Annotated in this window: 27 protein-coding genes; 12 read left to right on the plus strand and 15 right to left on the minus strand. The window is 69.9% G+C overall.

Going from position 1 to position 24,618, the window contains the following annotated elements; all coding sequences use genetic code 11:
- Positions 1 to 38 precede the first annotated feature (38 nt).
- The 4 genes from K0H49_RS11650 to K0H49_RS11665 form a co-directional block, all read right to left on the minus strand.
- Complete coding sequence (locus tag K0H49_RS11650; RefSeq protein WP_219212215.1) at positions 39 to 743, minus strand: DUF4198 domain-containing protein; 705 nt, start codon at positions 741 to 743, stop codon at positions 39 to 41.
- A gap of 19 nt (positions 744 to 762) precedes the next feature.
- Complete coding sequence (locus K0H49_RS11655) at positions 763 to 2,199, minus strand: TonB-dependent receptor (RefSeq protein WP_219213250.1); 1,437 nt, start codon at positions 2,197 to 2,199, stop codon at positions 763 to 765.
- 24 nt (positions 2,200 to 2,223) lie between these two features.
- Positions 2,224 to 2,646, minus strand: coding sequence for a nickel-responsive transcriptional regulator NikR (nikR, locus tag K0H49_RS11660; protein WP_219212217.1), 423 nt, complete (start codon positions 2,644 to 2,646; stop codon positions 2,224 to 2,226).
- Between the two features lie 92 nt (positions 2,647 to 2,738).
- Positions 2,739 to 3,476 carry a hypothetical protein gene (locus tag K0H49_RS11665; protein WP_219212220.1) on the minus strand — a complete coding sequence of 246 codons (738 nt, stop codon included), beginning with the start codon at positions 3,474 to 3,476 and terminating at the stop codon, positions 2,739 to 2,741.
- Positions 3,477 to 3,525: 49 nt separating this feature from the next.
- Here K0H49_RS11665 and K0H49_RS11670 point away from each other — a divergent pair, with 49 nt between their 5' ends.
- Entirely contained in the window at positions 3,526 to 3,780 is a 255-nt protein-coding gene (locus K0H49_RS11670) for a helix-turn-helix domain-containing protein (RefSeq protein WP_219212222.1), read from the plus strand.
- Between the two features lie 5 nt (positions 3,781 to 3,785).
- Here the strand turns inward: K0H49_RS11670 and K0H49_RS11675 are convergent, their stop codons facing one another.
- Positions 3,786 to 4,229 (minus strand): universal stress protein, encoded by a 444-nt coding sequence (locus tag K0H49_RS11675; protein WP_219212224.1) that lies wholly within the window; start codon positions 4,227 to 4,229, stop codon positions 3,786 to 3,788.
- A gap of 100 nt (positions 4,230 to 4,329) precedes the next feature.
- Here K0H49_RS11675 and K0H49_RS11680 point away from each other — a divergent pair, with 100 nt between their 5' ends.
- From K0H49_RS11680 to K0H49_RS11720, 9 genes are all read left to right on the plus strand, one after another.
- Positions 4,330 to 6,675 carry a heavy metal translocating P-type ATPase gene (locus K0H49_RS11680; protein ID WP_219212226.1) on the plus strand — a complete coding sequence of 782 codons (2,346 nt, stop codon included), beginning with the start codon at positions 4,330 to 4,332 and terminating at the stop codon, positions 6,673 to 6,675.
- Positions 6,675 to 6,812, plus strand: a complete 138-nt coding sequence (ccoS, locus tag K0H49_RS11685; RefSeq protein WP_219212228.1) for a cbb3-type cytochrome oxidase assembly protein CcoS — start codon at positions 6,675 to 6,677, stop codon at positions 6,810 to 6,812. Before K0H49_RS11680 ends, ccoS begins: the two co-directional genes overlap by 1 nt.
- A gap of 67 nt (positions 6,813 to 6,879) precedes the next feature.
- A complete protein-coding gene (ccoN, locus tag K0H49_RS11690; RefSeq protein WP_219212230.1) occupies positions 6,880 to 8,322 on the plus strand; it encodes a cytochrome-c oxidase, cbb3-type subunit I in 1,443 nt (480 codons plus the stop codon).
- Positions 8,323 to 8,335: 13 nt separating this feature from the next.
- On the plus strand, positions 8,336 to 8,962 hold the full coding sequence (ccoO, locus tag K0H49_RS11695) for a cytochrome-c oxidase, cbb3-type subunit II (protein WP_219212232.1): 627 nt from the start codon (positions 8,336 to 8,338) through the stop codon (positions 8,960 to 8,962).
- A 23-nt stretch (positions 8,963 to 8,985) separates the two neighbouring features.
- Positions 8,986 to 9,123 (plus strand): cbb3-type cytochrome oxidase subunit 3, encoded by a 138-nt coding sequence (locus tag K0H49_RS11700; RefSeq protein ID WP_219212234.1) that lies wholly within the window; start codon positions 8,986 to 8,988, stop codon positions 9,121 to 9,123.
- 13 nt (positions 9,124 to 9,136) lie between these two features.
- Positions 9,137 to 10,048: a cytochrome-c oxidase, cbb3-type subunit III gene (gene ccoP, locus K0H49_RS11705; RefSeq protein WP_219212237.1), complete on the plus strand. Its 912-nt coding sequence runs from the start codon at positions 9,137 to 9,139 to the stop codon at positions 10,046 to 10,048.
- 13 nt (positions 10,049 to 10,061) lie between these two features.
- Positions 10,062 to 11,489, plus strand: a complete 1,428-nt coding sequence (ccoG, locus tag K0H49_RS11710; RefSeq protein ID WP_219212239.1) for a cytochrome c oxidase accessory protein CcoG — start codon at positions 10,062 to 10,064, stop codon at positions 11,487 to 11,489.
- A 34-nt stretch (positions 11,490 to 11,523) separates the two neighbouring features.
- Complete coding sequence (locus tag K0H49_RS11715; RefSeq protein ID WP_219212241.1) at positions 11,524 to 11,799, plus strand: FixH family protein; 276 nt, start codon at positions 11,524 to 11,526, stop codon at positions 11,797 to 11,799.
- 5 nt (positions 11,800 to 11,804) lie between these two features.
- Positions 11,805 to 12,056, plus strand: coding sequence for a hypothetical protein (locus K0H49_RS11720; RefSeq protein WP_219212243.1), 252 nt, complete (start codon positions 11,805 to 11,807; stop codon positions 12,054 to 12,056).
- 37 nt (positions 12,057 to 12,093) lie between these two features.
- Here the strand turns inward: K0H49_RS11720 and K0H49_RS11725 are convergent, their stop codons facing one another.
- Both K0H49_RS11725 and fnr read right to left on the minus strand, forming a co-directional pair.
- Positions 12,094 to 13,242, minus strand: a complete 1,149-nt coding sequence (locus K0H49_RS11725; protein ID WP_219212245.1) for a hypothetical protein — start codon at positions 13,240 to 13,242, stop codon at positions 12,094 to 12,096.
- 347 nt (positions 13,243 to 13,589) lie between these two features.
- On the minus strand, positions 13,590 to 14,306 hold the full coding sequence (gene fnr, locus K0H49_RS11730) for a fumarate/nitrate reduction transcriptional regulator Fnr (protein WP_219212247.1): 717 nt from the start codon (positions 14,304 to 14,306) through the stop codon (positions 13,590 to 13,592).
- A 223-nt stretch (positions 14,307 to 14,529) separates the two neighbouring features.
- On the opposite strand from fnr, the gene hemN reads away from it, so the two are divergent.
- Both hemN and K0H49_RS11740 read left to right on the plus strand, forming a co-directional pair.
- Positions 14,530 to 15,903 carry an oxygen-independent coproporphyrinogen III oxidase gene (gene hemN, locus K0H49_RS11735; RefSeq protein WP_257624839.1) on the plus strand — a complete coding sequence of 458 codons (1,374 nt, stop codon included), beginning with the start codon at positions 14,530 to 14,532 and terminating at the stop codon, positions 15,901 to 15,903.
- Positions 15,903 to 16,610 (plus strand): sulfite exporter TauE/SafE family protein, encoded by a 708-nt coding sequence (locus tag K0H49_RS11740; protein ID WP_219212251.1) that lies wholly within the window; start codon positions 15,903 to 15,905, stop codon positions 16,608 to 16,610. Before hemN ends, K0H49_RS11740 begins: the two co-directional genes overlap by 1 nt.
- A gap of 24 nt (positions 16,611 to 16,634) precedes the next feature.
- Here the strand turns inward: K0H49_RS11740 and azu are convergent, their stop codons facing one another.
- The 8 genes from azu to K0H49_RS11780 all read right to left on the minus strand — a co-directional run bounded on the left by azu (position 16,635) and on the right by K0H49_RS11780 (position 24,462).
- Positions 16,635 to 17,084 (minus strand): azurin, encoded by a 450-nt coding sequence (azu, locus tag K0H49_RS11745; RefSeq protein ID WP_219212253.1) that lies wholly within the window; start codon positions 17,082 to 17,084, stop codon positions 16,635 to 16,637.
- A gap of 125 nt (positions 17,085 to 17,209) precedes the next feature.
- Positions 17,210 to 17,542: a chaperone modulator CbpM gene (locus K0H49_RS11750; protein WP_219212255.1), complete on the minus strand. Its 333-nt coding sequence runs from the start codon at positions 17,540 to 17,542 to the stop codon at positions 17,210 to 17,212.
- Positions 17,543 to 17,547: 5 nt separating this feature from the next.
- Positions 17,548 to 18,519, minus strand: a complete 972-nt coding sequence (locus K0H49_RS11755; RefSeq protein ID WP_219212257.1) for a DnaJ C-terminal domain-containing protein — start codon at positions 18,517 to 18,519, stop codon at positions 17,548 to 17,550.
- Between the two features lie 57 nt (positions 18,520 to 18,576).
- Positions 18,577 to 19,227, minus strand: a complete 651-nt coding sequence (locus K0H49_RS11760) for a histidine phosphatase family protein (RefSeq protein WP_219212258.1) — start codon at positions 19,225 to 19,227, stop codon at positions 18,577 to 18,579.
- Between the two features lie 13 nt (positions 19,228 to 19,240).
- The gene (locus K0H49_RS11765) at positions 19,241 to 21,652 is read right to left on the minus strand and encodes a penicillin acylase family protein (protein WP_219212260.1); all 2,412 of its coding nucleotides are present in this window, start codon (positions 21,650 to 21,652) and stop codon (positions 19,241 to 19,243) included.
- A gap of 91 nt (positions 21,653 to 21,743) precedes the next feature.
- A complete protein-coding gene (locus K0H49_RS11770; RefSeq protein WP_219212262.1) occupies positions 21,744 to 22,325 on the minus strand; it encodes a glutathione S-transferase family protein in 582 nt (193 codons plus the stop codon).
- 26 nt (positions 22,326 to 22,351) lie between these two features.
- Positions 22,352 to 22,996, minus strand: a complete 645-nt coding sequence (locus K0H49_RS11775; RefSeq protein WP_219212264.1) for a CDP-alcohol phosphatidyltransferase family protein — start codon at positions 22,994 to 22,996, stop codon at positions 22,352 to 22,354.
- An 89-nt stretch (positions 22,997 to 23,085) separates the two neighbouring features.
- Positions 23,086 to 24,462 carry a sensor domain-containing protein gene (locus tag K0H49_RS11780; RefSeq protein WP_219212266.1) on the minus strand — a complete coding sequence of 459 codons (1,377 nt, stop codon included), beginning with the start codon at positions 24,460 to 24,462 and terminating at the stop codon, positions 23,086 to 23,088.
- Between the last annotated feature and the right edge of the window lie 156 nt (positions 24,463 to 24,618).

Raw genomic sequence — 24,618 nt, forward strand, 5'->3', positions numbered from 1 at the left:
GAACGGCCACGGCGTAAAACTGCATCATAGGGTCCGCGCTAATGCGCCGGAAAGGCCAGCAGGTACTCGTAGCTGAGGCTGGTGGTGCGCGGGTCGCCCTGCACCGGCATGCGGCGGATGGCCAGCAGCTGGTTCGGGCCGGCCACGGGAATCACGGTGGCCGTGCCGTCGGCGGCCGTGGTCACGGGCGCACCGCTTTCGCCCAGCGACAGGCGGATGCCGCCGATCGGCCGGCCGTCGAACAGCACCTGCACCTTCATCGGCGCGCCCGCAGGCGGCGTGTCGGCCCCGAGCGCGACGATCTCGAAGGGCTGGCCCAGCGCCTTCTTCGCGATCGCGCCCCACTGGATGATGGTCTTGTGGTACTTCATCGCATGCACGCCGCTGGTGGCGCCGGGGTTCTCGGTCATGGGTTTCTCGACCATCGGACCGCTGTCAGTCTTGCTGAAGAAGCCGTTGTCGAAATGCGCGGCCAGCAGTGCGGCCTGCCGCTCGGGCCGCACGCGTATGCCGTCGGCCTGGGGCTTGAGCGTGACCTCGATGCGGCGGCCGCGGCGGTCGAAGGCCTCGACGCGCTTGAGCTTGTCCGCGGGATAGCGCTCGAGCCGGCCTTCGTGGCCGCCGAACTGCACCAGGTAGCCGCCGTCCGCATCGGGTTCGAGCCAGACGTTGTGGGCCTGGGCCGTGCCCAGCGCCAGGAGGGTGAAGACGGCCAGGGCCGCGCTGCGAAGAAGGTTTGGCATGGGTGTCGTTTCCTGTGAATCAGAACTGCATCTGCGCGCCGACCTTGAAGCTGCGCGGCGCGCCGGGCGCGAAGACCTGCGTGCCGCCGATCACCGCGGCCGAGGTGGCGTAGGCCTTGTCGCCGACGTTCACCACCGTGGCGTAGAGGCGGTAGCGGCTGGCCGCGGGCGGCACATAGCTCACGCCGAGGTCCACGGTGGCATAGCCGGCGTAGTTCACGCTGTTGTCGGCCGTCACGGCGTAGGCGCCCACGCGGCGCCAGGTCAGCGTGCCGGTCCAGGCCGCGACCGGTGTCCAGTTGATCGCGGCCGTGGCGGTGTAGCGCGGCACGCCGGCCACCGACTTGCCGAGCAGCGCGGCGCTCGCGTTCTCGGTGATGCGCGAGCGCGCGCTGCCGTAGACCAGCGAGACATCGAGGTCGGGGCGGAGGGACCACAGCACGCTGGCCTCGACGCCGCGGCGCAGTGTCGCGCCATCGTTCTCGTAGACGCCCGGCGCCACGGTGCGGATCTCGTCGGACGAGCGCAGCCGGTAGGCCGCGATGTCGAGCAGCAGCCCCTGGGCCGGCTTGAACTGCGCGCCGACCTCGGTCTGGCGGAACACGTTGGGGTCGAGCTGCGAGGCGCCGAGCGCGTACTTGGCAAAGGTGTTGGGCAGCGCGAAGCCCTCGGCCCAGCTGGCGCGCAGGCGCACGCCCGGCGCGACGTCGGAGCGCACACCGAGCTTGGGGCTGGCATGGCTCAGGCGGGCCAGCGGGCCGCAGGGGTCGCTGCCCGTCTCCGCGCCGTCGAGACTGCAGCCGCCGCTGAAGCGGTCCCAGCGCAGGCCCAGCGAGGGCTGGAACAAGGCATGGATCGGCGCATCGACTTCGGCGAAGGCCGAGAGGCTGTCGAGCGTGGAGGTGCGGTCGTCGATGGCGGGTGAAAGCCGCATGCGCCGGTCCAGCCCGTCGAAGTACTGGTAGGCCGTCGATTCCCGGAAGGTCTCGACGCCCGCCACCCAGTTCAGGGTGGTCCAGCGCGTCTGCGTGCGGCCGTTGAGGCTGGTGCCGGCGCCCAAGACGGTGCGGTCGTAGGTTTCCTCGCGCTGGCGCCAGGCCGCGGGACTCACTGGCCGGCTGAACCAGCGCGTGAAGTCCTGCCGCGTGCCGTAGGCGAAGCTCAGCAGCCGGATGTCGGGCGTGAGCGCGTAGTTGAGGTCGGCGCGCAGCGTGGCGAAGTGCTTGGTGGCGCCGTCGTTCATCGCGCGCGGGTCCTTGCCGTAGGGGTCGGTCGCGAACTGCGCGGCCGTGAGGTAGGAGGGCGAGTCGCCCTCGGCCTCGTGGAGCCGGCCGCGGCGCCGGTGTTCAGCAGCAGGCAGCCGAGGGCCAGGCTCAGAGGGCGGCGGGGCCGCGGGATCGGGAGGTGCATCGGGGTCGGGAAGAAGAAAGAAGGGCGCACGCGTGCCCGGACGCAGCGCGTCGGAAAAGGCCGCGCGGCGTCAGTGCGTGTGCGCTGCGGCGGCGGAGGCCATCACCAGGTTGAGCTGGCCGTGGTGCACGCCGCGCTCGGCCATGAGCTTGTCGGCGAAGCGGCGCACCGCCTCGGCCGGGCCCCTGAGCAGCACGGTCTCGATGCAGTGCTCGGCATCGAGGTGCGCATGCGTGGAGGCGATGGTCAGGTCGTGCTGCGCATGCTGGTGGTGGGCCAGCCGCTCCGACAGCTCGCGCTCATGGTGGTTGTAGACATAGGACAGGTTGGCCACGCAGGGGCCGTCGACGTCATGCGCCTCGCGCTGCCGGGTCAGGTGGCTGCGCAGGATGTCGCGCACGGCCTCGGAGCGGTTGCCGTAGCCGCGCTCGGCGATCAGGTGGTCGAAGGCGTGGGCCAGTTCGTCGTCGAGGGAGATCGTGAAGCGTTCCAAGGCGGTGGTCCGGCAAATGAAGGAAGTGCCGCCAGTATGAAAAAACGAAAAATCTTCTTAAATACGCCGTGTGGCGTACACGCGGCGCCGGATCAGCCCACCGGGCGCCAGCGGCCGGAAGCCGCGCAGACCTCGGCCGGCGCGCCGCGGCTGTGCACCTGCTCCTCGTCGAGCCGCGCCGCGGTGGCCGGATCGGTGTCGAAGACGATGCCGAGTGCGCGCGCGACATCGGGATGCGCGATGGGCAGTTCCCAGGTCAGGAAGACCTGGCTCAGGTCCCGTGCCGGCGCGAAGTCGGCTACATCGAAGCCGGCAGCGTCGCGCCGGATTACCGCATGGGGCTGGGCCGTGTCGAACAGCAGCACCGTGCCCCGGGCCAGCGGGATGCGCTGGCCGGTGCCGGGGAAATGCACGTCGAGGTCACGGTCTTCGCTGAGGAAGAGGTTGCAGAAGGCGGCGCTGCCGTACTGGAGGGCATCGTGGTGGTAGCGCGCGCCGCGGCAGGCCATCAGTGCCACGTCGCTGCTGCCCGTCAGGTCCGGCAGTCCGCGTTCGCGCATCCAGTCGGCCACCGCCTGCACGCAGCGCCGGTAGTCGGGCCAGCGCATGCGGGCGCGCGCCAGGGGCAGGGTGTCGACATCGCCAGCCGCGAGCGAGGACGCGGTCTCGCGCGCCCAGTCGGCGGCGAGCCGGGCCGGCGGCGCGGGCACCGCGACCACGCCCGACAGCAGTCGCGTGCCCACGCTGCGGCTGCGCATCGCCTCGCCGCTGAAGAAGTAGGACGTGAGGGCATCGTCCTGCGTGCGCGGCGGTGACTGGGAGAGAGGCATCCGGGGCAGTGTAGTCAGGCCTGCCGTGCGCTCCGGCGACAATCCGCCCATGGCCCAAGGCAAACGAATCTCTGCAGACATCGGCGGCGACGCCCTTCAATCCATCAAGGACCTCGGCGCGGCCGCCAAGCGCGCCCGCCTCGAGGCCGGCGAGGGCCAGGCGGTCGCAGCCGCGCGGCTGGGTGTGCATGTGCAGACCATCGCGCGCATCGAATCCGGCGAGCCGGGCGTGGCCATCGGCCACATGGCCGGGCTGCTCGCGCTCTACGGGATCGGCCTGGCGCTCGGGCCCAAGGCCGGCTGAGACCCCTAGCGCAGCACCAGCACCGGCAGGCTGGAGTGCGTCAGCACATGCTGGGTCTCGCTGCCCAGCAGCAGGCGCTTGACGCCCTTGCGGCCGTGCGAGGCCATCACGATCAGGTCGCATTGCTGCTTCTGGGCGGCTGCGATGATGGCTTCGGCGACGCGGTCCGAACGCACCGTCACGGTCTTGACCTTCACGCCGCTGCGCTGGGCGCGCGCATCGACGGCGGCCAGCATCTCCTGGGCGGCGTCCGTCCATTGCTTCTCGATGCGCGCGATGTCATCGGGCGTGAAGACCATCGCGCCCTCGAAGTAGTTCATCGGATAGCGCGGCACCACCGTCAGCGCGACCAGTTCCGCGCCGTGCGTGGCGGCCAGCGAGATGCCGCTGGCCACGGCCTTGCGCGAGAGGGCGGAGCCGTCGGTGGCGATCAGGATGCGTTTGAACATGGGTTTCCTTCGGAATGAAGCCTGAAGACTAGAGCCGCGCGGCGGCCCCGGCTTGATCCAGATCAAGGGCCTGTCTTGCATCGGCCCCTAGGCTCGGGGCATGGACGCTGCGCTCTCTCTTCCACCCTCGGCGGCCCTGCCCGACGAAGGCGTGGCGCTGGACGACCCGGCCGAATGGCCGACCTTCGGCCATGCGGTGGATGCTGCGTCTCCGACCGGCCGCTGGGAGTCGCAGGTGGTGGTCGAGGGCATGCACTGCGCGGCCTGCGCCTTCACCGTCGAGGCCGCGCTGTGCGCCGTGCCCGGCGTGCTGCGGGCCGAGGTCAACGCCGCGACCCGGCGCGCGCGGGTCGTGTGGTCGGCCGACGCGGTACGGCCCTCGCGCTGGTTCGCGGCCTCGGCTGCCGCCGGCTACCGGCTGGTGCCCGCGGGTGACCTGCAGGCGCGTGCGCGCCGCATGCGCGAAGGCCGCGCCGCGCTGTGGCGCTGGCTGGTGGCGGGCTTCTGCATGATGCAGGTGATGATGTACGCCTACCCCGCGTACATCGCGCAGCCCGGCGAGATGACGGCCGACGCGGTGCAGCTCATGCGCTGGGCCTCCTGGGTGCTCACGCTGCCGGTGGTGCTGTTCTCCTGCGGTCCCTTCTTCCGCAGCGCCTGGCGCGACCTGCGGCAGCGGCGCATCGGCATGGACCTGCCGGTGGCACTCGGCATGCTGATCGTCTTCGTGGTGAGCACGGCCGGCACCTTCGACCCCGCAGGCCCGCTGGGTCACGAGGTCTACTTCGACTCGCTCACCATGTTCGTGTTCTTCCTGCTCACCGGCCGCTGGCTCGAGACCCGGCTGCGCGACCGCACCGCCGGCGCGCTGGGAGCGCTGATGAACCGCGTGCCCGACAGCGTGGAGCGCCTCGGGGCCGGCGGGCAGTTCGTGCGCGTCGCGGTACGCCGCCTGGCCGTGGGCGACGTGATCCGCGTGCGGCCAGGCGAGGCCTTTCCCGCCGATGGCTGCGTGACCGACGGCGACACCAGCGTCGACGAGGCCCTGCTCACCGGCGAGTCGCGGCCCGTGCCGCGCGGCCGCGGCGAGCGCGTGCTGGCCGGCAGCCACAACCTCTCGGCCGTGGTGCAGCTCCGCATCGAATCGGTGGGGCAGGGCACGCGCTTCGCGCAGATCGTCGCGCTGATGGAAAGCGCCTCGCTGGGCAAGCCGCGCCTGGCCCGGCTGGCCGACCGGGTGGCACGGCCTTTCCTGATCGGCGTGCTGGCCGCGGCCGCGCTGGCGGCTGCGCTCTGGTGGCCCGCCGGCCCGGGCCAGGCACTGATGGTGGCGGTCGCGGTGCTGATCGTGACCTGCCCCTGCGCACTGTCGCTGGCCACACCGGCCGCGATGCTTGCGAGCGCGGGCGCATTGGCGCGCGGCGGCGTGCTGGTGCATGACCTGCAGGCGCTCGAGGCGCTGGCCTCGGTCGACACCGTGGTCTTCGACAAGACCGGCACGCTCACGCGCGACACGCCGCGGCTCGACCGCGTGTACTGCCGCGAGGGCCTGCGGCCGGCCGATGCGGTCGAGCTGGCGGCGGCGCTCGGTGCGCAATCGCTCCATCCCGTGGCCAGGGCGCTGGTCCGCGCCTGGGACGAAGAACATCGCACGCCGCCGGACTGGCAGGCGCTGGAGGTGCGCGAGCAGGCAGGGCAGGGGCTCGAAGGGCATCTGCAGCGCCCCGGATCGAAGGCCCTGCCGATGCGCGTGCGCCTGGGTTCGGCCGTGCATTGCGAGGTCGAGGCGCTGCCCATCGACTCGCCGCAACTGCACCTGTCGGATGCCCATGGCTGGGTCGCGAGCTTCGTGCTGGCCGAGGAACTGCGCGCGGACGCCGCCTCGGCCGTCGTCGCGTTGAAGGCCCAGGGCATCGCGGTGCAACTGCTGTCGGGCGACCGCAGCGCCGCTGCGCAGGAAGTGGCGGCGCGCGTGGGCATCGCGCAGGTGCAGGGCGATTGCACGCCCGAAGACAAGCTGCGCGCGCTGCAACAGCTGCAGGCCGAAGGCCGGCGCGTCGCAATGGTCGGCGACGGCCTCAACGACGGGCCGGTGCTGGCCGCGGCCCATGCCTCCTTCGCGCTCGGCAACGCCGTGCCGCTGGCGCAGGCGCGCGCCGACTTCATCGTGATGGGCGGTGCCTTGTCGGCGGTGCCCGAGGCGATCGCGCAGGCGCGCCGCACGCTGAAGATCGTGCGGCAGAACCTGGCCTGGGCCGCGGGCTACAACGCGCTGTGCGTGCCCCTGGCACTGGCCGGCTGGCTGCCCGCATGGCTGGCCGGACTGGGCATGGCGTTGAGTTCGTTGCTGGTGGTGCTCAACGCGGCGCGCCTCGCGCGGCCACCGTTGGTCGCGCAGCCCGAGCCCCTTGCGCGCATGCCCTCGCTTGCGGAGGCGCAGGCCTGATGGACATCCTGTTCCTGCTCGTGCCCTTCTCGGTGGTGCTGGTGCTGGTCATCCTCGGCGGCCTGTGGTGGGCCGTCGATCGTGGGCAGTTCGAGGATGTCGAGCGCGAAGGCGAGCGCATTCTGAACAACGATTGATCTAGCGCAAGCCGCCGCGCGCGTCGAGTCGGGACACTGACCGGGTCCAAGAGAAAAAGGCCCGACGATGCAAGCTTCCCACCCTCCCGCGGCGGTCTACGCCGACACCGCCGTCCGGCAATTCGCCCTCATGTCCGTGGTCTGGGGCGTGGTCGGCATGCTGGTCGGCGTGATCATCGCGTCGCAGCTGGCCTGGCCCGAACTCAACCTCGGCATTTCCTGGCTCAGCTACGGCCGGCTGCGCCCGCTGCACACCAACGCCGTGATCTTCGCCTTCGGCGGCTGCGCCTTGATGGCCACCAGCTTCCACGTGGTGCAGCGCACCTGCCAGGTCCGTCTGTTTGCACCGGCACTGGCCTCCTTCGTGTTCTGGGGCTGGCAGCTGGTCATCGTGGCCGCGGCCATCAGCCTGCCCATGGGCTACACCAGCGGCAAGGAATACGCCGAGCTCGAGTGGCCGATCGACATCCTGATCGCGGCCGTGTGGGTGGCCTATGCCATCGTCTTCTTCGGCACCATCGCGATGCGCAAGGTGCGCCACATCTACGTGGCCAACTGGTTCTACGGCGCCTTCATCATCGCGGTGGCGCTGCTGCACATCGTCAACAGCGCCGCCATTCCCGCGGGCTGGATGAAGAGCTACTCGGCCTATGCCGGCGTGCAGGATGCGATGGTGCAGTGGTGGTACGGCCACAACGCGGTCGGCTTCTTCCTCACCGCGGGCTTCCTCGGGATGATGTACTACTACATCCCCAAGCAGGCGGGCCGCCCGGTCTATTCGTACCGGCTGTCGATCGTCCATTTCTGGGCGTTGATCTTCACCTACATGTGGGCGGGCCCGCACCACCTGCACTACACCGCGCTGCCCGACTGGACGCAGTCCATCGGCATGGTGTTCTCGCTGATCCTGCTGGCGCCCAGCTGGGGCGGGATGATCAACGGCGTGATGACGCTGTCGGGCGCCTGGCACAAACTGCGCACCGACCCGATCCTGCGCTTCCTGATCGTCGCGCTGTCCTTCTACGGCATGGCGACCTTCGAGGGTCCGATGATGTCGATCAAGACCGTCAACGCGCTTTCGCACTACACCGACTGGACCGTGGGCCACGTGCACGCCGGCGCGCTCGGCTGGGTCGGCCTGATCACCATGGGCTCGCTGTACTACCTCATCCCGCGCCTGTGGGGCCGCACCGAGATGCACAGCACGAAGGCCATCGAGCTGCACTTCTGGATGTCGACCGTGGGCATCGTGCTCTACATCGCCGCCATGTGGATCGCCGGCGTGATGCAGGGCCTGATGTGGCGCGCGGTCAATGCCGACGGCACGCTGACCTACACCTTCGTCGAAAGCGTGAAGGCCACCTACCCCTACTACGTGGTGCGCCTGCTCGGCGGCCTGCTGTACCTGGGCGGCATGCTGGTCATGGCCTGGAACGTCTGCATGACCGTGATCGCGGGCCGCTCGGTGCGCGCCGCCATCCCGCCCGTGGCCGCCGTTGCCCATGCCTGAAGAGAAGCACACCATGAGTTCCAACGCCCCCAAGACCGGCTTCTCGCACGAGAAGATCGAGACCAACAACTTCCTGATGATCGTGCTGATCCTGCTGGTGATCGCCGTCGGCGGCCTGGTGGAGATCGTGCCGCTGTTCTTCCAGAAGTCGACCACCGAGGCGGTGACCGGCGTGCAGCCGCTCGAGCCGCTGCAGCTGGTGGGCCGCGACATCTATGTGCGAGAGGGTTGCTACAACTGCCACTCGCAGATGATCCGCCCCTTCCGCGCCGAGACGCTGCGCTACGGCCACTACTCGGTGGCGGGCGAGTTCGTCTACGACCACCCCTTCCAGTGGGGCAGCAAGCGCACCGGCCCCGACCTGCACCGCGTGGGCGGCAAGTACAGCGACGAGTGGCATCGCATCCACCTGAACAACCCGCGCGACCTGGTGCCCGAGTCGAACATGCCGGCCTACACCTGGCTCGAGAAGACACCGGCCGACGCCGCCAGCATCGGCACCCACATGACGGCGCTGCGCCGCGTCGGCGTGCCCTACACCGACGAACAGATCGCCGCGGGCAAGGACGCCGTGACAGGCAAGACCGAGATGGACGCCATCGTGGCCTACCTGCAGTCGCTGGGCCTCGCGCTCAAGTGAGCCAAGACAAGAGGAGAGAAGAGATGGACATCACGACCCTGCGCATCGCGGCCACGCTGGCCTCCTTCGCGACCTTCATTGGCATCCTGGCCTGGGCTTTCTCGCGCCGTCGCCGCCAGGGCTTCGACGAGGCCGCGAACCTGCCTTTCGAGCAGGACTGAAGAAACGAACACCATGAGCGATTTCATCAGCGGCTTCTGGTCGCACTACGTCACCTACCTTTCGCTGGCCAGCATCGCGGCCTGCGCCTTGCTGCTGTGGATCACCAACCGGGCCCGCGTGCCCGGCGCCGGCGACAACACCACCGGCCACGTCTGGGACGAGGACCTGCGCGAGATGAACAACCCGCTGCCGCGCTGGTGGGTGGGCCTGTTCATCCTGACCATCGTGTTCGCGCTGGGCTACCTGGTGGCCTATCCGGGCCTGGGCAGCCTGCAGGGCCAGCTGGGCTGGAGCACGCAAGGCGAGTACGCGAAGGAGATCGCCAAGGCCAACGCCGAACTGGCGCCGGTGTATGCGAAATACACGGCCATGCCGCACGAGGCGGTGGCGGGCGACCCGCAGGCCATGGCCATCGGCGAGCGGCTGTTCCTCAACAACTGCGCGCAGTGCCACGGCTCCGACGCGCGCGGCAGCAAAGGCTTCCCCAACCTCACGGACAAGGACTGGCTCTACGGCGGCGCGCCCGAGCGGATCCAGGAGACCATCACCCAGGGCCGCACCGGCGTGATGCCGCCGATGGCCGCGGCCGTCGGCACGCCCGAGGACGTGAAGAACGTGGCGAACTACGTGCTGAGCCTGTCGGGCAGCCCGCACGACTCGGTGCGCGCCGGGCTCGGCAAGAGCAAGTTCAGCGCCTGCGCCGCCTGCCACGGCGTGGGCGGCACGGGCAACCCGGCGCTGGGCGCGCCCAACCTGGCGGACCGTGTGTGGCTGCACGGCTACGGGCAGGATGCGATCGTCTCGATCATCAACACCGGCAAGACCAACGTCATGCCGGCGCAGCAGGGCCGGCTGACCGAGGCGCAGATCCACGTGCTGGCCTCCTATGTCTGGGGCCTGTCGAACCGCGGCGCCGCGCCCTGAGTCCCGTTCGCCGATGTCCGCTTCTCCCCGTCCCGCGCCGCGCAAGGTGATCCCCATCGCCCCGGCCGAGGCCGCGTCCGTGGGCCTCTACGAGGCGCACAGGAAGATCTATGCGCGCAGCATCCAGGGCGTGTTCGCGCGCTGGCGCTGGGCCATGGTCTTCCTCACGCAGATCGTGTTCTACGGCCTGCCGTGGTTCGAGTGGGGCCAGCGCCAGATGGTGCTGTTCGACCTGGCGGCGCGGCGCTTCTACCTGTTCGGCCTGGTGCTCTACCCACAGGACCTGATCTACCTCACGGGCCTGCTGGTGGTCTCGGCCCTGCTGCTGTTCCTGTTCACTGCCGTGGCGGGGCGGCTGTGGTGCGGCTATGCCTGCCCGCAGACGGTCTACACCCAAATGTTCATGTGGGTGGAGGAGAAGATCGAAGGCCCGCGCAGCGCGCGCATGCGCCTGGACAAGGGCGGTCTGTCGATGGAGAAGGGCGTCAAGAAGAGCTTCAAGCACCTGGTGTGGCTGGGCATCGCGCTGTGGACCGGCTTCACCTTCGTGGGCTACTTCACGCCGATCCGCGAACTCGGCATGGACCTGCTGCAGGGGCGGATGGGCTCGTGGGAAGTGTTCTGGGCCTTCTTCTACGGCTTCGCGACCTACGGCAACGCGGGCTTCATGCGCGAGCAGGTCTGCAAGTACATGTGCCCCTACGCGCGCTTCCAGGGCGCGATGTTCGACCGCGACACGCTGATCGTGAGCTACGACGCGGCGCGCGGCGAGGCCCGTGGTGCGCGCGGCAAGCAGCAAGACCGCACCGGCCTGGGCGACTGCATCGACTGCACGCTGTGTGTGCAGGTGTGCCCGACCGGCATCGACATCCGCGAGGGCCTGCAGTACGAATGCATCGGCTGCGGCCTGTGCGTGGACGCCTGCAACACGGTGATGGCCAAGATGGCCTACCCGCCGGGCCTGATCCGCTATGCCACGCAGAACGGCATGGCCGGCCGCTGGTCGGCGCGCCAGGTGCTGCGGCGCGTGCTGCGACCGCGCGTGCTGGTCTACAGCGCCCTGCTGGCCGCGCTGTGCCTGGGCCTGCTTGCGAGCCTGGTGGTGCGCACGCCGCTCAAGGTCGACGTGGTGCGCGACCGCGCCTCGCTCGCGCGCATCGCCGAGGGCGGCATGCTGGAGAACGTGTATCGGCTGCAGCTGATGAACGCCACCGAGCGGCCGCAGCGCTACGCCATCTCCGTCAGCGGCCTCGACGGGCTGAGCGTGGCCGCCGGCGCCTCGCTCGAGGTGCTGCCGGCCGAGTCGCGCTGGGTCGCGGTGCGCTTGCAGCTGCCCTATGGCACGGCGCCGGCGGGTTCGCACACCGTGCATTTCGATGTGCGCTCGGAAGACGGCGCGTCGCATGTCTCCGAGAAAGCCATCTTCCTGGTCCCGCGCTAGCGCGGACCGCCACGCTCCACAGAAAGAGATCCTCATGAATGCGCCCGGCCTCCTGCCCACCGTTGCCGAACCTTGGTGGAAGTTTCCCTATGTCTGGATGGTGATCGCCGGCCCGGCCATCGTCGTGGTGGCGGGTTTCACCACGCTGTGGATCGCGATCCGCACCCCCGACCCGGTGGTGGCCGAGGACTACTACCGCCAGGGCGTGGAGATCAACAAGACCCTGGCCGACAAGAAGCTGATGCCGGCGCAGTCGGGTCGCAACCATGCGGCCACGCCCAGCGACGACGTGCCGCTGCCGAAGCACTGACGGCCATGAAGCAACGCATCCGCCGCCTGGCCTGGATCCTCTGGCCCTCGTTCCTGCTGGCATGCGTGGTGGAGATCGGGGTGTTCGCGCTGGTCGATCCGGGCGACCTGCACTGGCGCGGCGAGCCGCTGCCGCTCTCGCGGCAGGGCATCTACACGCTGGGTTTCTTCGCGTTCTGGGCGCTGGGCATGGGCTCGAGCGCGCTGACGGCGCTGCTCGGCATGTCCAGGCGCGAGATCAACAGGCCGGAGGATTGAGCGGCACGTCGGTGTTTCCACCGTCGCGCCCTTTCTTTCAGGGGACGGTCCGGTAGACCGTGCGCTCCGAAGTTCCATCGCCAGAGGTGATGAGCAATCGCCCGTCGATGGCGGCCATGCCGGGTGCGTTGTCGACTCCGCCCACAGGGCGTTCGATTTTCCAGTTCTGCAGATCGACGGATGAAACGGCGTCGAAATCGTAGGCGGTGGGATTGATGAACAGGCGGTCATTGAGCACGGCGCATTGCGTGCTGCGTTGCGGGAATCGCGGCGGGTAGCCTGCGTGCACGGTCCAGTTCACGCCATCGGCAGAGGTCGCGACCTGGTTGCCCACGAGCAGAAGTGAGCCGCGCCAGTTCAGTGCGCACGAGGGTGAGCCGACGCCGGCAGGGAGGGGCGCGCTGATTTTTCGCCAAGTGACGCCATCGTCCGAAGAAGCCCACAAGTCCTGGAGAAATGCGCTGCCATCGCGTCCGCCACTCAGGTACAGCGTGTCGCCGACCTTGGCCATCACATGGTTGCGTCGACCGGCGAAGGGCGCTGCGGGCGTCTGCTCGCGCCAGCTCGTCCCGTCGAACTTCCAGACGTGGTTCAGGTAGTTGCCCGTGAGCTTTCCGTAAGCGCCGACCGCTTGACCACCCGACAGGTAGATGGCCTTGCCGTCGCTGGCCAGTGCAAAGGCGCCGCTCATCGGCATCGTGCTCGCGGGCAACTCGGGTTGGCGCCAACCGCTGCCCAGGTCGGCAGAGGTCCAGGTCTCCATCACGCCGGAGTAGAACCCGGCGGAAACCACCACCGGGGTGTTGCCGATCTGGCTGAGCGCGAAGTTGGCGAGGAAACCCGGCGTGGTTTGCGCTGTTTCCCAGCGCTGATAGCTCAGCGAGGCAGGATCGCTCACGGTGATCGTGTACGGCAGTTGCCAGGGCGAACCCTCGACCGGCCGCGCGCAGGTGAGCGGGCTGTCGTAGCACAGGCGCACCTCGAAGCTCCCGTTGTGTACGCCCGCCGCGAGGGTCGGTTGGGTGAACATCACGATCGAGTATCTCAATGTGGACATGGCCGAGATGCCGACCGACTTCGCGATGATCACGCCCTTGGCGTCGATGATCGCCACATTGATCGGTTCCGCGAGCGTCCTGCTCGAAATGGCGTCGATGAGGATGGGCGTCGACGTGCCCGGGAGCATTGTGAGCTCGGCCTTCGAAGGGACGAAACTGAGCCACGCGCCTGCGCTGGAGGGCGCGCCAGGGCCGTTGCCTGATCCGCCTGCGTCACTGCTGCCTCCGCCGCCTCCGCCTCCGCCGCATCCCGCCAGACAGGCGGCAACCCAGGCCGCGATCGCGAATTTCCATAACCGCATTGCTTCTCTTCCGTTTCGTTGTGTGTGAGGCCACATCGGGCGGCCCTTGTTGAATGAGCGCGCGGAAGTTACCTGATGTTTCGAAGCGGTGCAATGCGATTCGCGAGAAGCGTTCGCCGAAGGCTGTGTGCGGCTTCCTTGAAAAGCAGTGGAGATTGAAGAAGAGGGCCGGCTCAACAGGCCGGAGGATTGACGATGCGCTTGAGCTTGTCGGCGTCGACGATGCGCACATGGCGCTGCTGCACGGCCACGATGCCGTCCTCGACGAACTTCGACAGCGTGCGGCTCACGGTCTCGAGCTTGAGCCCGAGGTAGCTGCCGATCTCCTCGCGGGTCATGCGCAGCACCAGTTCCGACTGCGAGAAGCCGCGCGCATGCAGCCGCTGCACCAGGTTCAGCAGGAACACGGCCAGGCGCTCCTCGGCGCGCATGCTGCCCAGCAGCAGCATCACGCCGTGCTCGCGCACGATCTCGCGGCTCATGATCTTGTGCACGTGGCGCTGCAGGGCCGTGACCTCGCGCGACAGCTCCTCGATGCGGTCGAAGGGCATCACGCAGACCTCGGAGTCCTCGAGCGCCACCGCATCGCAGGTGTGGTGCTCGCTCACGATGCCGTCCAGCCCGATGATCTCTCCCGCCATCTGGAAGCCCGTGACCTGGTCGCGGCCGTCCTCGGCCGTGATGCAGGTCTTGAAGACGCCCGTGCGGATCGCATAGAGCGAGGTGAAGCGCTCCCCGTTGTGGAACAGCGCCTCGCGCCGCTTGACCTTGCGCCGCGTCGCGACGATCTCGTCGATGCGTTCCAGCTCCGCGGGCTGCAGGCCCACGGGCATGCAGAGCTCGCGCAGGTTGCAGTTGGAGCAGGCGACTTTGATGGTTTCGGGTGTCATGGGCGGTTCGGTGCCGGCCGGGAAGGGCGCGGCATCGCTACAAGTTGTTGCCTTCATTGTCGTCGCCGATCCGTGCATGGGACTTGATGCAGGTCAAGGAAGTCCAGCCCGGTCACCGGCACAGTCACAGAGCCCCGTGTGCCACATCACCATGCCAACCACCCTTTCTCCCGTCCCCGCTGCCCCCGCTTCGCCCGCCGTGCCTCCGTCCGCCGCGCCCGCCATGACGGCCACGATGCTGCAGCGCTTCGACGTGCAGGGCCCGCGCTACACCTCCTACCCGACCGCCGACCGCTTCGTCGAGGCCTTCGGCAGCGAGGACTACGCGCAGGCGCTGCGCCAGCGCGCGCTGAGCACCGGCGCCCGGGCGCTGCCGCTGTCGCTCTACGTGCACCTGCCCTTCTGTGCCTCGCTGTGCTATTTCTGCGCCTGCAACAAGATCGTGACCGGGCACCCGGAGCGCGCCGAGGCGTACCTGGACTATCTTGGGCGCGAGATCGACCTGCAGGTGGCGCAGCTCGGGCGCGGCACGGCCGTGAGCCAGCTGCACCTGGGCGGCGGCACCCCGACCTTCCTCGACGATGCGGCGCTGGCGCGGCTGATGGCGATGCTGCGCGGCGCCTTCACGCTGGCGCCCGACGGCGAGTACGCGATCGAGATCGACCCGCGCACGATCGACGAGGCCCGGCTCGAACGGATCGCGGCGCTGGGCTTCAACCGGCTGAGCTTCGGCGTGCAGGACTTCGATGCGGCCGTGCAGAAGGCGGTGCACCGCATCCAGCCCGCCGCGCAGGTCTTCGACCTGGTGGCGTCGGCGCGCCGGCTGGGCTTTGGCTCGATCAACGTCGATTTGATCTACGGCCTGCCGAAGCAGACTGCGGCCTCCTTCGATCGCACGCTGGAACAGATCTGCGAACTGCGGCCCGAACGCATCGCGCTCTACGCCTATGCCCACCTGCCCGAGCGCTTCAAGCCGCAGCGCCGCATCGACCCGGCCGAACTGCCCGATGCCGCCGCCAAGCTCGACATGCTCTCGCGCTCGATCGCGGCGCTGACCGCGGCCGGCTACGTCTACATCGGCATGGACCATTTCGCGCTGCCCACCGACCCGCTGGCCATTGCCCGTCGCCAGGGCCGGCTGCACCGAAATTTCCAGGGCTACAGCACCCAGCCCGAATGCGACCTGGTGGCGCTGGGCGTGTCGGCCATCGGCCGGGTCGGCGCCACCTACAGCCAGAACGCCAAGACGCTGGACGAGTACTACGACCTGCTCGACCAGGGCCGGCTGCCAGTGGTGCGCGGGCTGGCGCTGTCGCGCGACGACGTGCTGCGGCGCGCGGTGATCATGGCGCTGATGTGCCAGGGACAGCTGAGCTTCGAGTCCATCGGCCTGGCGCACCTGGTCGACTTCCGCCAGCACTTCGCGGCCGAGCTCGAGGCGCTGCAGCCGCTGGTGGCGCAGGGCCTGGTCACGGTCGACGCGCACGAGATCGAGGTCACGCCCATCGGCTGGTTCTTCGTGCGCGCCATCGCGATGGTGTTCGACCGCTACCTGCAGGCCGACCGCAACCGCTCGCGCTTCTCGCGGATCATCTGATGCAGACGGCGCTCATCGGCAGCGCGTTGTTGATGGGCCTGGCCGGCGGCCCGCACTGCGTGGCCATGTGCGGCGCGGCCTGCGCGGGCGTGATCCGCTTCGCACGCGCGCCCGCGGGCGGCGGCGTGGCGGTGCTGCCTGCGCCGGCGGTGCCGGCCGCGGTCCTGTTCCATGCGGCGCGCCTGGCCAGCTACGCGGCCGGGGGCGCTCTCGCGGCGACCGCCGTGCAGGGCCTGGCCTTCGCGAGCGAACAGGTCGCGTTGCTGCGGCCGCTCTGGCTGCTGCTGCATGTGGCGGTGTTCGCCTGGGGCCTGCTGCTGGCCGTGGCCGGGCGCCAGCCCCTGTGGGCCCACAGCCTGGGGCGGCTGCTGGCGCGCCGGCTGCGGCCCCGGGGTGGCTCCCGCTGGAGCGTCATCGCGACGGCTGCACTGTGGGTCTCGATGCCCTGCGGGCTGCTGTACTCGGCGCTGATGCTCGCGGCGCTGGGCAACGACGCCTGGCAGGGCGCGGCCGTGATGGCCGCCTTCGCCCTCGGCAGCGGCATCGCCCTGCTGGTCGCGCCCTGGCTCTGGCGACGCCTGCACGGCGTCTTCGGTGAGTCCCGGCGCGAATGGGGCACGCGCCTCGCGGGCGCGGTGCTGGCCGCGGTGGCGCTGCAGGCCGTGTGGCACGACCTGGGCCGGCAGATCGCGATCTGGTGCCAGTAGGGCGCTCCGGGCCGCCTGCCGTCCCTACTTCACCAGCTTCAACGTGCCCTTCATGATCGAGGAGTGGCCGGGGAAGGAGCAGAAGAAGGTGTAGCTGCCGGCCGCGTCCAGCCTGGCGACCGCGAAGCTCACGCTGTCGCTCTCGCCGCCGCCGACGATCCGGGTGTGGGCCAGCACGCGGGCATCGCCGGCCTTCACGTAGTTCTGCGCCGCGCCAGCCGCGATGCCGTCGCTCGCGACCGCCTGCACGTCGGCCGTCTTGCTCAGCACCCAGTTGTGGCCCATGGCCTGCTTCGGCAGCTTGCCGCTGTGCTTGAGCTTGACGGTGAACTCCTTGCAGCCCTTGCTGACTTCGATCACCGGCCTGTTGAACTGCATGGCGTCGTTGCCCTCGATCTCGATCGTGCAGTCGGCGGCGAAGGCGGGCGCGGCGGCGAAGGCGAGCAGGGCAAGGGCGAAGCGGGAGGCAAGCATGGGACGGGTTTCCTGAAGAAGGCGGCAGGTCGAGGCGCCCGCCGCATCACAGGCATTGTGCGAACGCGCGGCGCGGCGTCGTCTGAGCTGCATCAAGGGCCGCGCATTCCGCCTGCCCCTTGCGTTCAGCTGCCCGGCTCGATCCCGTGCGAGCGCAGCAGCGCCCTGGCGCGCCGCAACGCGTGCTCCAGGTCGAGGATCAGCGCCGCGGCATCGAGGTCGACGCCGAAGTCGCGCTCGAGCCGGCGCGCCGCCAGGGCCTGCTGCAGGTCGGCGCTCTGGAAGCGCCAGGCGTTGGGCGGCTCGCTGCGCGAGGGCACCGAGACGATGCCGACTTCGACCAGCTGCACCACCCATTCGATGCCGGCGCCGCAGGCGTGGGCCAACTCCTGCGCGGCCAGCGGATGGGCCGCGCTGAGCGTGGTGGTGGTTGTCGTGGTGACGGAAACACGGGCCATGGTGCTCAGACTCCCAGGTGGCGGCGCGGGTGGAAGCCGCTGCTGGCCTCGGCCAGCCGTTCGTAGGCCTGCCGCACGGCATCGGTGTCGGCCGGCGGCAGCGCGATCTCCAGCAGCAGGTACAGGTCGCCGGGCGGCGTGCCGGCAAAGCCGCGGCCCTTGAGCCGCAGCTTGAGGCCGTTGCGGGCCTTGGCCGGCACGGTGAGTTCGACCGTGCCGCCGGTGGGGACGGGCACCTCGACCTGGGCGCCGAGCGCGGCCTCGCTGGGCGTCACCGGCAGCGTCATGTAGAGGTCGCGGCCCTCGATGCGGTAGCGCGCATGCGGCGCGATGCGCACTTCGAGGTAGAGGTCGCCGGCCGGCTCGCCGCCGTGGCCCGGCATGCCTTGCTTGGCGAGCCGGATGTACTGGCCCGGATGGACGCCGGCCGGGATCTTCACGCTCAGCGTGCGGGTCTGGAGCGCGGGCTGGCCGTCGGCGCCGGTCTCGATGCCGCGCAGCGAGATCTCGCGCTCGGCGCCCCCCAGCGCCTCTTCCAGCGTGATCTCGATCGCGGCGTGGTGGTCCTCGCCGCGTGCGCGGTAGTTCTGTCGTGCCGCGCTGCGGCGCTCCGAGGCGCCGAACAGCGAAGAGAAGAACTCGCTGAACTCGGCCTGGTCGGCCGGGCCGTGGGCGCCGGTCGGCGGGCCGCGGTGGAACTCGAAGCCTTCGTCCCAGCCGGGCGGCGGCTGGAAGTGGCCGTCGGGGCTGCCGCCGCGCGCGACGCGCTCGGCCAGCGCGTCGTAGGCGGCGCGCTTCTCCTTGTCGCCCAGCACGTCCTTGGCCTCGTTGACGTCGCGCATACGCTGCTCGGCGTCGGGTTCCTTGCTGACGTCGGGGTGGTACTTGCGGGCGAGCTTGCGGTAGGCCTTGCGCACCTCGTCGTCGGACGCGGTGCGGTCGATGCCCAGAGCGCTGTAGTAGTCCTTGAATTCCATGGTGCGTGGCGGTTCCTTGGGTGGGCGACGCGAGCGGTCGGGGCGTTCTGCGGGGTGCTAGGCCAGGGCCGCTTCGCCGTCCGTGTCTGCGTGCCGCAGCAGCGGCGTCACGGCCCATGTGGTGCCGCTGCGTTCGAAACGCAATGGCTGCGCATTGCCCAGGAGCTTGAAATCGACCGGCACGCCCAGCAGTGCGGCCAGTGCGTACAGCGTGCCGCCGTGCGCCACCACGAGCACCGGGCCGGGCTGGCGCAGGGCGGCGTCGAGCGCGGCGCGCTTGCGAGCGACGAACTGCGCGAGCGTCTCGCCGCCCTCGGGCTCGCAGGCCCAGTCGATCTGGGCCGACGAGGTGCCGATGAGCGCGCCGAAGTTGCGCTCGCGCAGCACCTCGTGCGCGGTGGGTGTGAGCTGCAGCGCGGCGGCCACGGTGTTCGCGGTGTCGAGGGCGCGCCGCGCGTCGCTGCAGACGATGGTGCGGATCGGCTCGCCCGCCAGCAGCCCGGCGGCCTGTGCCGCCTGCTGCAGGCCGAGTTCGCTCAGCGGCTCGTCGGGCGCCTGGAAGATGCGCTGGGCGTTGCGGCCGGTCTGGCCGTGGCGCAGGAAGTAGAAGTGGTCGCAGGCCGGCGCGAGCGGCTGCGCCGCCGCGAGCCGGATCAGCTGGTCGAGGCCGTTGCCGGCACTGTGGGTGGGGGATATCTGTGGGGACATGGACGAGATGATGTCAGTAGGCGAGCTGCACCGGCGTGCCCTCGCGCTGTGCCCGCACGTCGGCGGGGTGGAAGGGCAGCGGGTGCCACTGCTTGGCCGCGAACAGCGGCAGCTGGTCGTAGGCGCGCGGCGAGGCCAGGTCGCTGCTCTGGCCGTAGGTCAGCAGGCCTTGGGCGACCGGGCCGTTGGCGTCGAAGCTCACGACCTGCATGTAGCTGCTGCCGTAGTTGACGTTGTAGCCCTTGGGGTCGATCAGCGACTGGCCCTGGGATTCGAGCTTGTTGAGCACGCCTTCGAACTCGTCGCCGCCATGCAGCGCGATCTTCTGGCCGCGCACCGTGCGCGACTGCGGCACGCCCAGCGGCACGTCGGCCGCGAAGCCGGCGGTGCGCAGGATGCCGACCGCGTCGCCGAGCGCCTTGAGCACCGCGTCGCGCGTGGCGGGCGTGGCCATGTCGAGGCCGGCCGGCGTCGCCACGGGCTGGGCCGGATCGAAGGGCACGCGCCAGACCTTCGGCACGTCCTTGGTCTTGCGCCAGAACTCGCGGAACAGCGCCGCGCCCTTCGCGTCGGCGTTGCTGGTCCGGTCCCAGGCCGACAGCACGCGGCAGCCCAGGGCCTGGTCGGTGTTCAGCGCGCTGGCGCTGGCCTGGCAGGCGGCCTGCAGGTCGTCCATCACCAGCATGCCGGCGAGGTTCTTGTCGCGGAAGATCACGCTGCGCAGTTCGGCCGCGCCCATGCGGTTGCCGGGCAGGCCGTCGTTGCCAGCCAGGCGCCCACGGATTTCCATGATCGCGCTGCGCGTGCGCAGCCGCTGCGGCACACCAATGGGGCCGACCAGCGGCGAGACGCCGGCCATCGGCGCGGTCTCGGGGTTGCTGAGCCAGAAGCCGTCGTTGCTGTTCTGCACGTAGTCGGGCGTGATGACGACCGGCATGCGGGCCGGCGCGATGATGCCGGGCGCGGCGGCCGTGGCGTCGCGGTTCCAGGCGCAGGCGCTGCGCGAACCGTCGAGCACCGGCAGCCCGGCCGCGTTGAGCAGCGCCGCCGCGGCGGGCGAGGGCGCGCAGGCCTTGAGCATGTCGGCCGACACATCGGGCACCACCGACAGGTCGGCGTACATCGCGTTGCCGTCGCGGTCGGCCGCGATGGTGTTGATCCACGGCATGCCCTGGTTGCCCATGGCTGCGCGCAGCTCGCCCACGTTGCGCGCCTGGGCCATCTTCATCCAGCTCTCGGCCGAGCGCACGTTGAGCGTGTTGGCGTCGCGGATGGCGTAGGCCTTCTGCGCGGTCCAGCCGAGGCCGGCGCGCGGCAGCGAGATCACGGGGCCCCAGTCGGTCGAATAGAAGGTGTGTTGCACCGGGGTGGCACCACCCGTGGCGGCAGCCGGCAGCACCACGGTGCGCGCGACCATCTTCCTGGGCTGGCCGTCGACCCAGTACACGGTCGGGTCGGTGGCGTCGAGCTTGAGCTCGTACAGCGTGAAGCGCTTGCCGGTCGAGACGGTGTGCGTCCAGGCCACGTCCTTGTTGAACCCGATCGACACCACCGGGCTCAGGCCGCCGGTGGCGCCCATCACGTCGACCTTGCCGGGAATGGTCAGGTGCATTTCCCAGAAGCGGTTGGTGCCGGTCCATGGGAAGTGCGGGTTGCCCAGCAGCAGGCCACGGCCGTCGGGCGTGGCGTTGCGGCCGAAGGCCCAGCCGTTGGAGCCGAGCTCGCCGCCTTCGGGGTTGGCGTTGAAGCTGTGGCGGCCGATCTCGGCCACGGCTTGCTGCAGGTCGACCGGCGCCGCGCCCGTCTTCGTGCCCGGCGTGGGCGGCACGGCCGCCAGCACGGCGCCCGCCAGCGCACCCAGGCCGCCCTGGATCATCGATTGCTCGGTGGCGCGTGACAGGTCGGTCAGCGTCATCGGCCGCACCCAGGGCTTGCCGCGGCATTCGGCGGGCAAGCCCTGGCCTCCGTTCTGCCCGGCGTCCTGCAGGTAGCGGTTGTAGCCGGCCACGTAGCCGCGCAACGCGGCCTGCACGTCGGGACCGGTGGTGGCCGCGGCGCGCGCCAGCGCGGCGTCGTCCATGTGATAACGGATGAACAGGTCGATCTGCGCGTTAGGCACGCGGCCCAGGCCCAGGTCGCCCATGTTCTGGGCACCGAGGAACTGCGAACGCTCGCCGCGCAGCGTCAGCAGGTGCTCGGCGGTCTGGCAGACGTTGTCCTGCGCATGCGCATAGGCGCTGCCGTAGGCCAGGCCTTCGTAGTCGGGCGCCGTGATGTGCGCGATGCCGAAGGTGGTGCGCTCGATGGTCACGCTGCGCCCGCCGGGCGGGGGTGTGCTGGCGCAGGCGGCGAGCAGGGCGGCCAGGCCCACGGGCAGGGCCGTGAGCGCAAACCGGGAGGGCGTGGCGTGCTTCTTCGATGTCATGCGGATGTCTCTCTTGAAATGGGAACAGGCCAGCCGATTAAAGGACGAGCCTTTGCCGCGCGTTGTCGCCAGTGCGGCAGGCCGCGCGCTTTCAGCCGAAACGCATGCCCTTGGGGCGGGCCTGCAGCCGGTGGATGTAGGCGTCGATCTTCGGGCGGTTCGAGCGGCCGCCGAACGCGCGGTGCCAGATGAACATGGCGCCGATCATCACGTCGGCCGCGGTGAACTGTGACCCGAACAGGTAGGGCCCGTCGCCGAGTTCGCGTTCGACTGCGTCCTTGGCGGTCTCGAAGTCGGTCCAGCCGCGTGCGCTGTTGTTGCTGCGGATCTTCAGCAGGCTGTCGCCCATCGCGGGCTCGAGCTGCGCGGTCGAATAGACCATCAGCGACAGGTAGCGCCCGCGATCGGGCGAGCCGATGGCCGGAGCCAGCCGCTTTCCGGGAAACTTCTCGGCCAGGTACATGCAGATGGCGGCGTTCTCGAACACGCGCGTGCGGCCGTCGACCAGCGCCGGCAGCTTGCCCGCCGGATTGATTTTCAGGTAGTCGGGTTTCTTGTGCGCCTTCTCGCGGATGAGCGTGGTCACGATCTCATAGGGGGCGCCGGTCTCGTCGAGCATCCACTTGGCCACCTGCGAGCGGCTGTGCGGATCGAAGTAGAGCTTCATGGCCATCGTCGGCCTCCTTTGTCCAGCGGGACTCAGAACTTGGGAATGCGCAGCGTCTTGCTGACCATCAGCGTGCCCGACAGCGCGAACAGCAGGACCAGCGGGTGCAGCTGCCACGGGCCGAGCACCCAGGCACCGCCCCAGACCGCATCGCCCACGCGGCCCTGCCATGCCGCCCAGGCCAGCACGGCCACCAGCACCACGCTGGTCGGGATCGGCGTGCCTTCGAAATACTTGACCTTGTCGGCACCCTCGGACAGGGCCTCGGCCGTGACGTTGTAGCGCGCCAGCCGGCTCACGCCGCAGCAGACGAAGTAGACCAGCACCAGGCAGTCCCAGCCGCCGGACAGGCCGGCCGCGAAGGCCAGCGCGGCGGGTGCGACGCCGAAGGAGATCACGTCGGCCAGCGAGTCGAGCTCGCGCCCCAGCGCCGAATGGGTCTGGCGCCAGCGCGCGATGCGGCCGTCGAACACGTCGAACACGAAGGCCGCCGGTGCCAGCGCCGCGGCCCAGAGGAAATGCGAGAGCGAGGGCTTCGCCATGTAGGCCATCGCCAGGAAGACGGCGCCGACGCCGCAGGCCGCATTGCCCAGCGTGAACACGTCGGCCAGGTGGAAGCCGCGGATCATGGAGAAATGCTGGCGCTTGGGTGCGTTGGTGGGCAGGGGCGTGGACATGGCGCGGATCCTCGGAAGCGGAGAGCGGGCCGCCGGTCGGCAGCCGCATCGCCGCACCTTAGCGCAATCGGCGCGCGCGCCTTGTAGGCTCAGTCCGGCGTCTCGGCGCCGATGCGCGTGAGCAGCGCGCGGTTGCCGCCCGACTTCTTGGCCGCATACATCGCCTCGTCGGCGTAGCGGATCAGCTGTTTGTAGTCGTCGCCGTGCTCGGGGTACAGCGCGATGCCGATGCTCGGCGACACCTGCAGCTGCCGCTCGGCCAGCACGAAGGGCAGGCGCAGCACGCTGAGGATGCGCCCGGCGACCGCCATCGCCTGGCCGGCCGAAGGGTCGTTGTCCAGCAACACCAGGAACTCGTCGCCGCCGATGCGCCCGACGGTATCGGCCGGCCCCATGCAGTGGCGCAGCCGCAGCGCGGTCTCCTGCAGCAGCAGGTCGCCCACCGCATGGCCGAAGCTGTCGTTGACCTGCTTGAACATGTCCAGGTCGAGGTAGACCACCGCGAAGCGCGACGAGGTCGTGCGGGCCCGCTGCAGGGCGGCCTCCATGCGGTCGTGCAGCAGCGCGCGGTTGGGCAGGTCGGTCAGCGGGTCGTGGCGCGCGATGTGCCGCAGCCAGGTGTCGCGGCGCTTGCGTTCGATCGCGGTCGCGACCTGGTCCGCAACGAACTGCAGCAGCTCGACATCGGCGTCGCTGTAGCGCTCGTCGCCCGAATAGCTCTGCACCACCAGCACGCCGAGGATGCCCTGTTGTGTGTGCAGCGGCACGCCCAGCCAGTCGAGCGAGCCCTTGCCGACGTCGAGCTTCACGCGCGCCGGCAGCGGGGTCGGGGTGTCGGAGCGCAGCAACAGCGGCTGGCCGCTGCGGATCACCTCGGCGCTCAGCGTGCCGGCGCTCAGGGTCAGCGGCGCGGGCGGCGTGTGATGGGTGTCGACGTAGTAGGGGAAGGTCAGCGCATCGGTGGCCTCGTCGTAGAGGGCGACGAAGAAGTTCAGCGCCGGCAGCAGGTCGCCCACGATCCGGTGCACGCGTTCAAACAGCGCGACCAGGTCTTCGGCCGTGTGCGCGGCCTCGGACACCGCGTACAGCGCGGCGCGCATCGATTCGGCGCGCCGCCGCTCGGTCACGTCGCGCGCCACGGCCACCCGCACCTGGTCGGCCTCGGACCAGCGCGCCGACCACATGATGTACACCGGGCGCCCGTCCTTGCGCCGGTAGCGGTTCTCGAAGTGCGGGTCCTGGACGCCGGCGATGACCTTGTCCACGCCTTCGAGCGTCCTGGCGCGGTCTTCGGGCCAGACGAAGTCGATCATCGGCTGGCCGACCATTTCCTCGGCGGTGTAGCCGAAGATCCGCTCGCAGGCCGCGCTCAGGAAGACGAAGCGGCCCGAAGCGTCGACCACGCAGATGGCGTCGACCAGCAGGTCCATGACGGTGTGGAGGAAGGCGGCGCCGTGGCGGTTCATGGAAAGGGCAGGGGAGCGGATGCAGCCGCCGAACGCACATGTCGTGCCAATGCAGGGGCGAATCATGCCGTACTCGGCGTCCGCCGGTCGCCGGTGGGCTTTCGCCGGACCCTTGCGCCAGATCAAGAGCGCGCCAGATGCGGGCCGCCCGCGCCG

The organism is Variovorax boronicumulans (assembly GCF_019352895.1).
Taxonomy (GTDB): domain Bacteria; phylum Pseudomonadota; class Gammaproteobacteria; order Burkholderiales; family Burkholderiaceae_C; genus Variovorax; species Variovorax boronicumulans_A.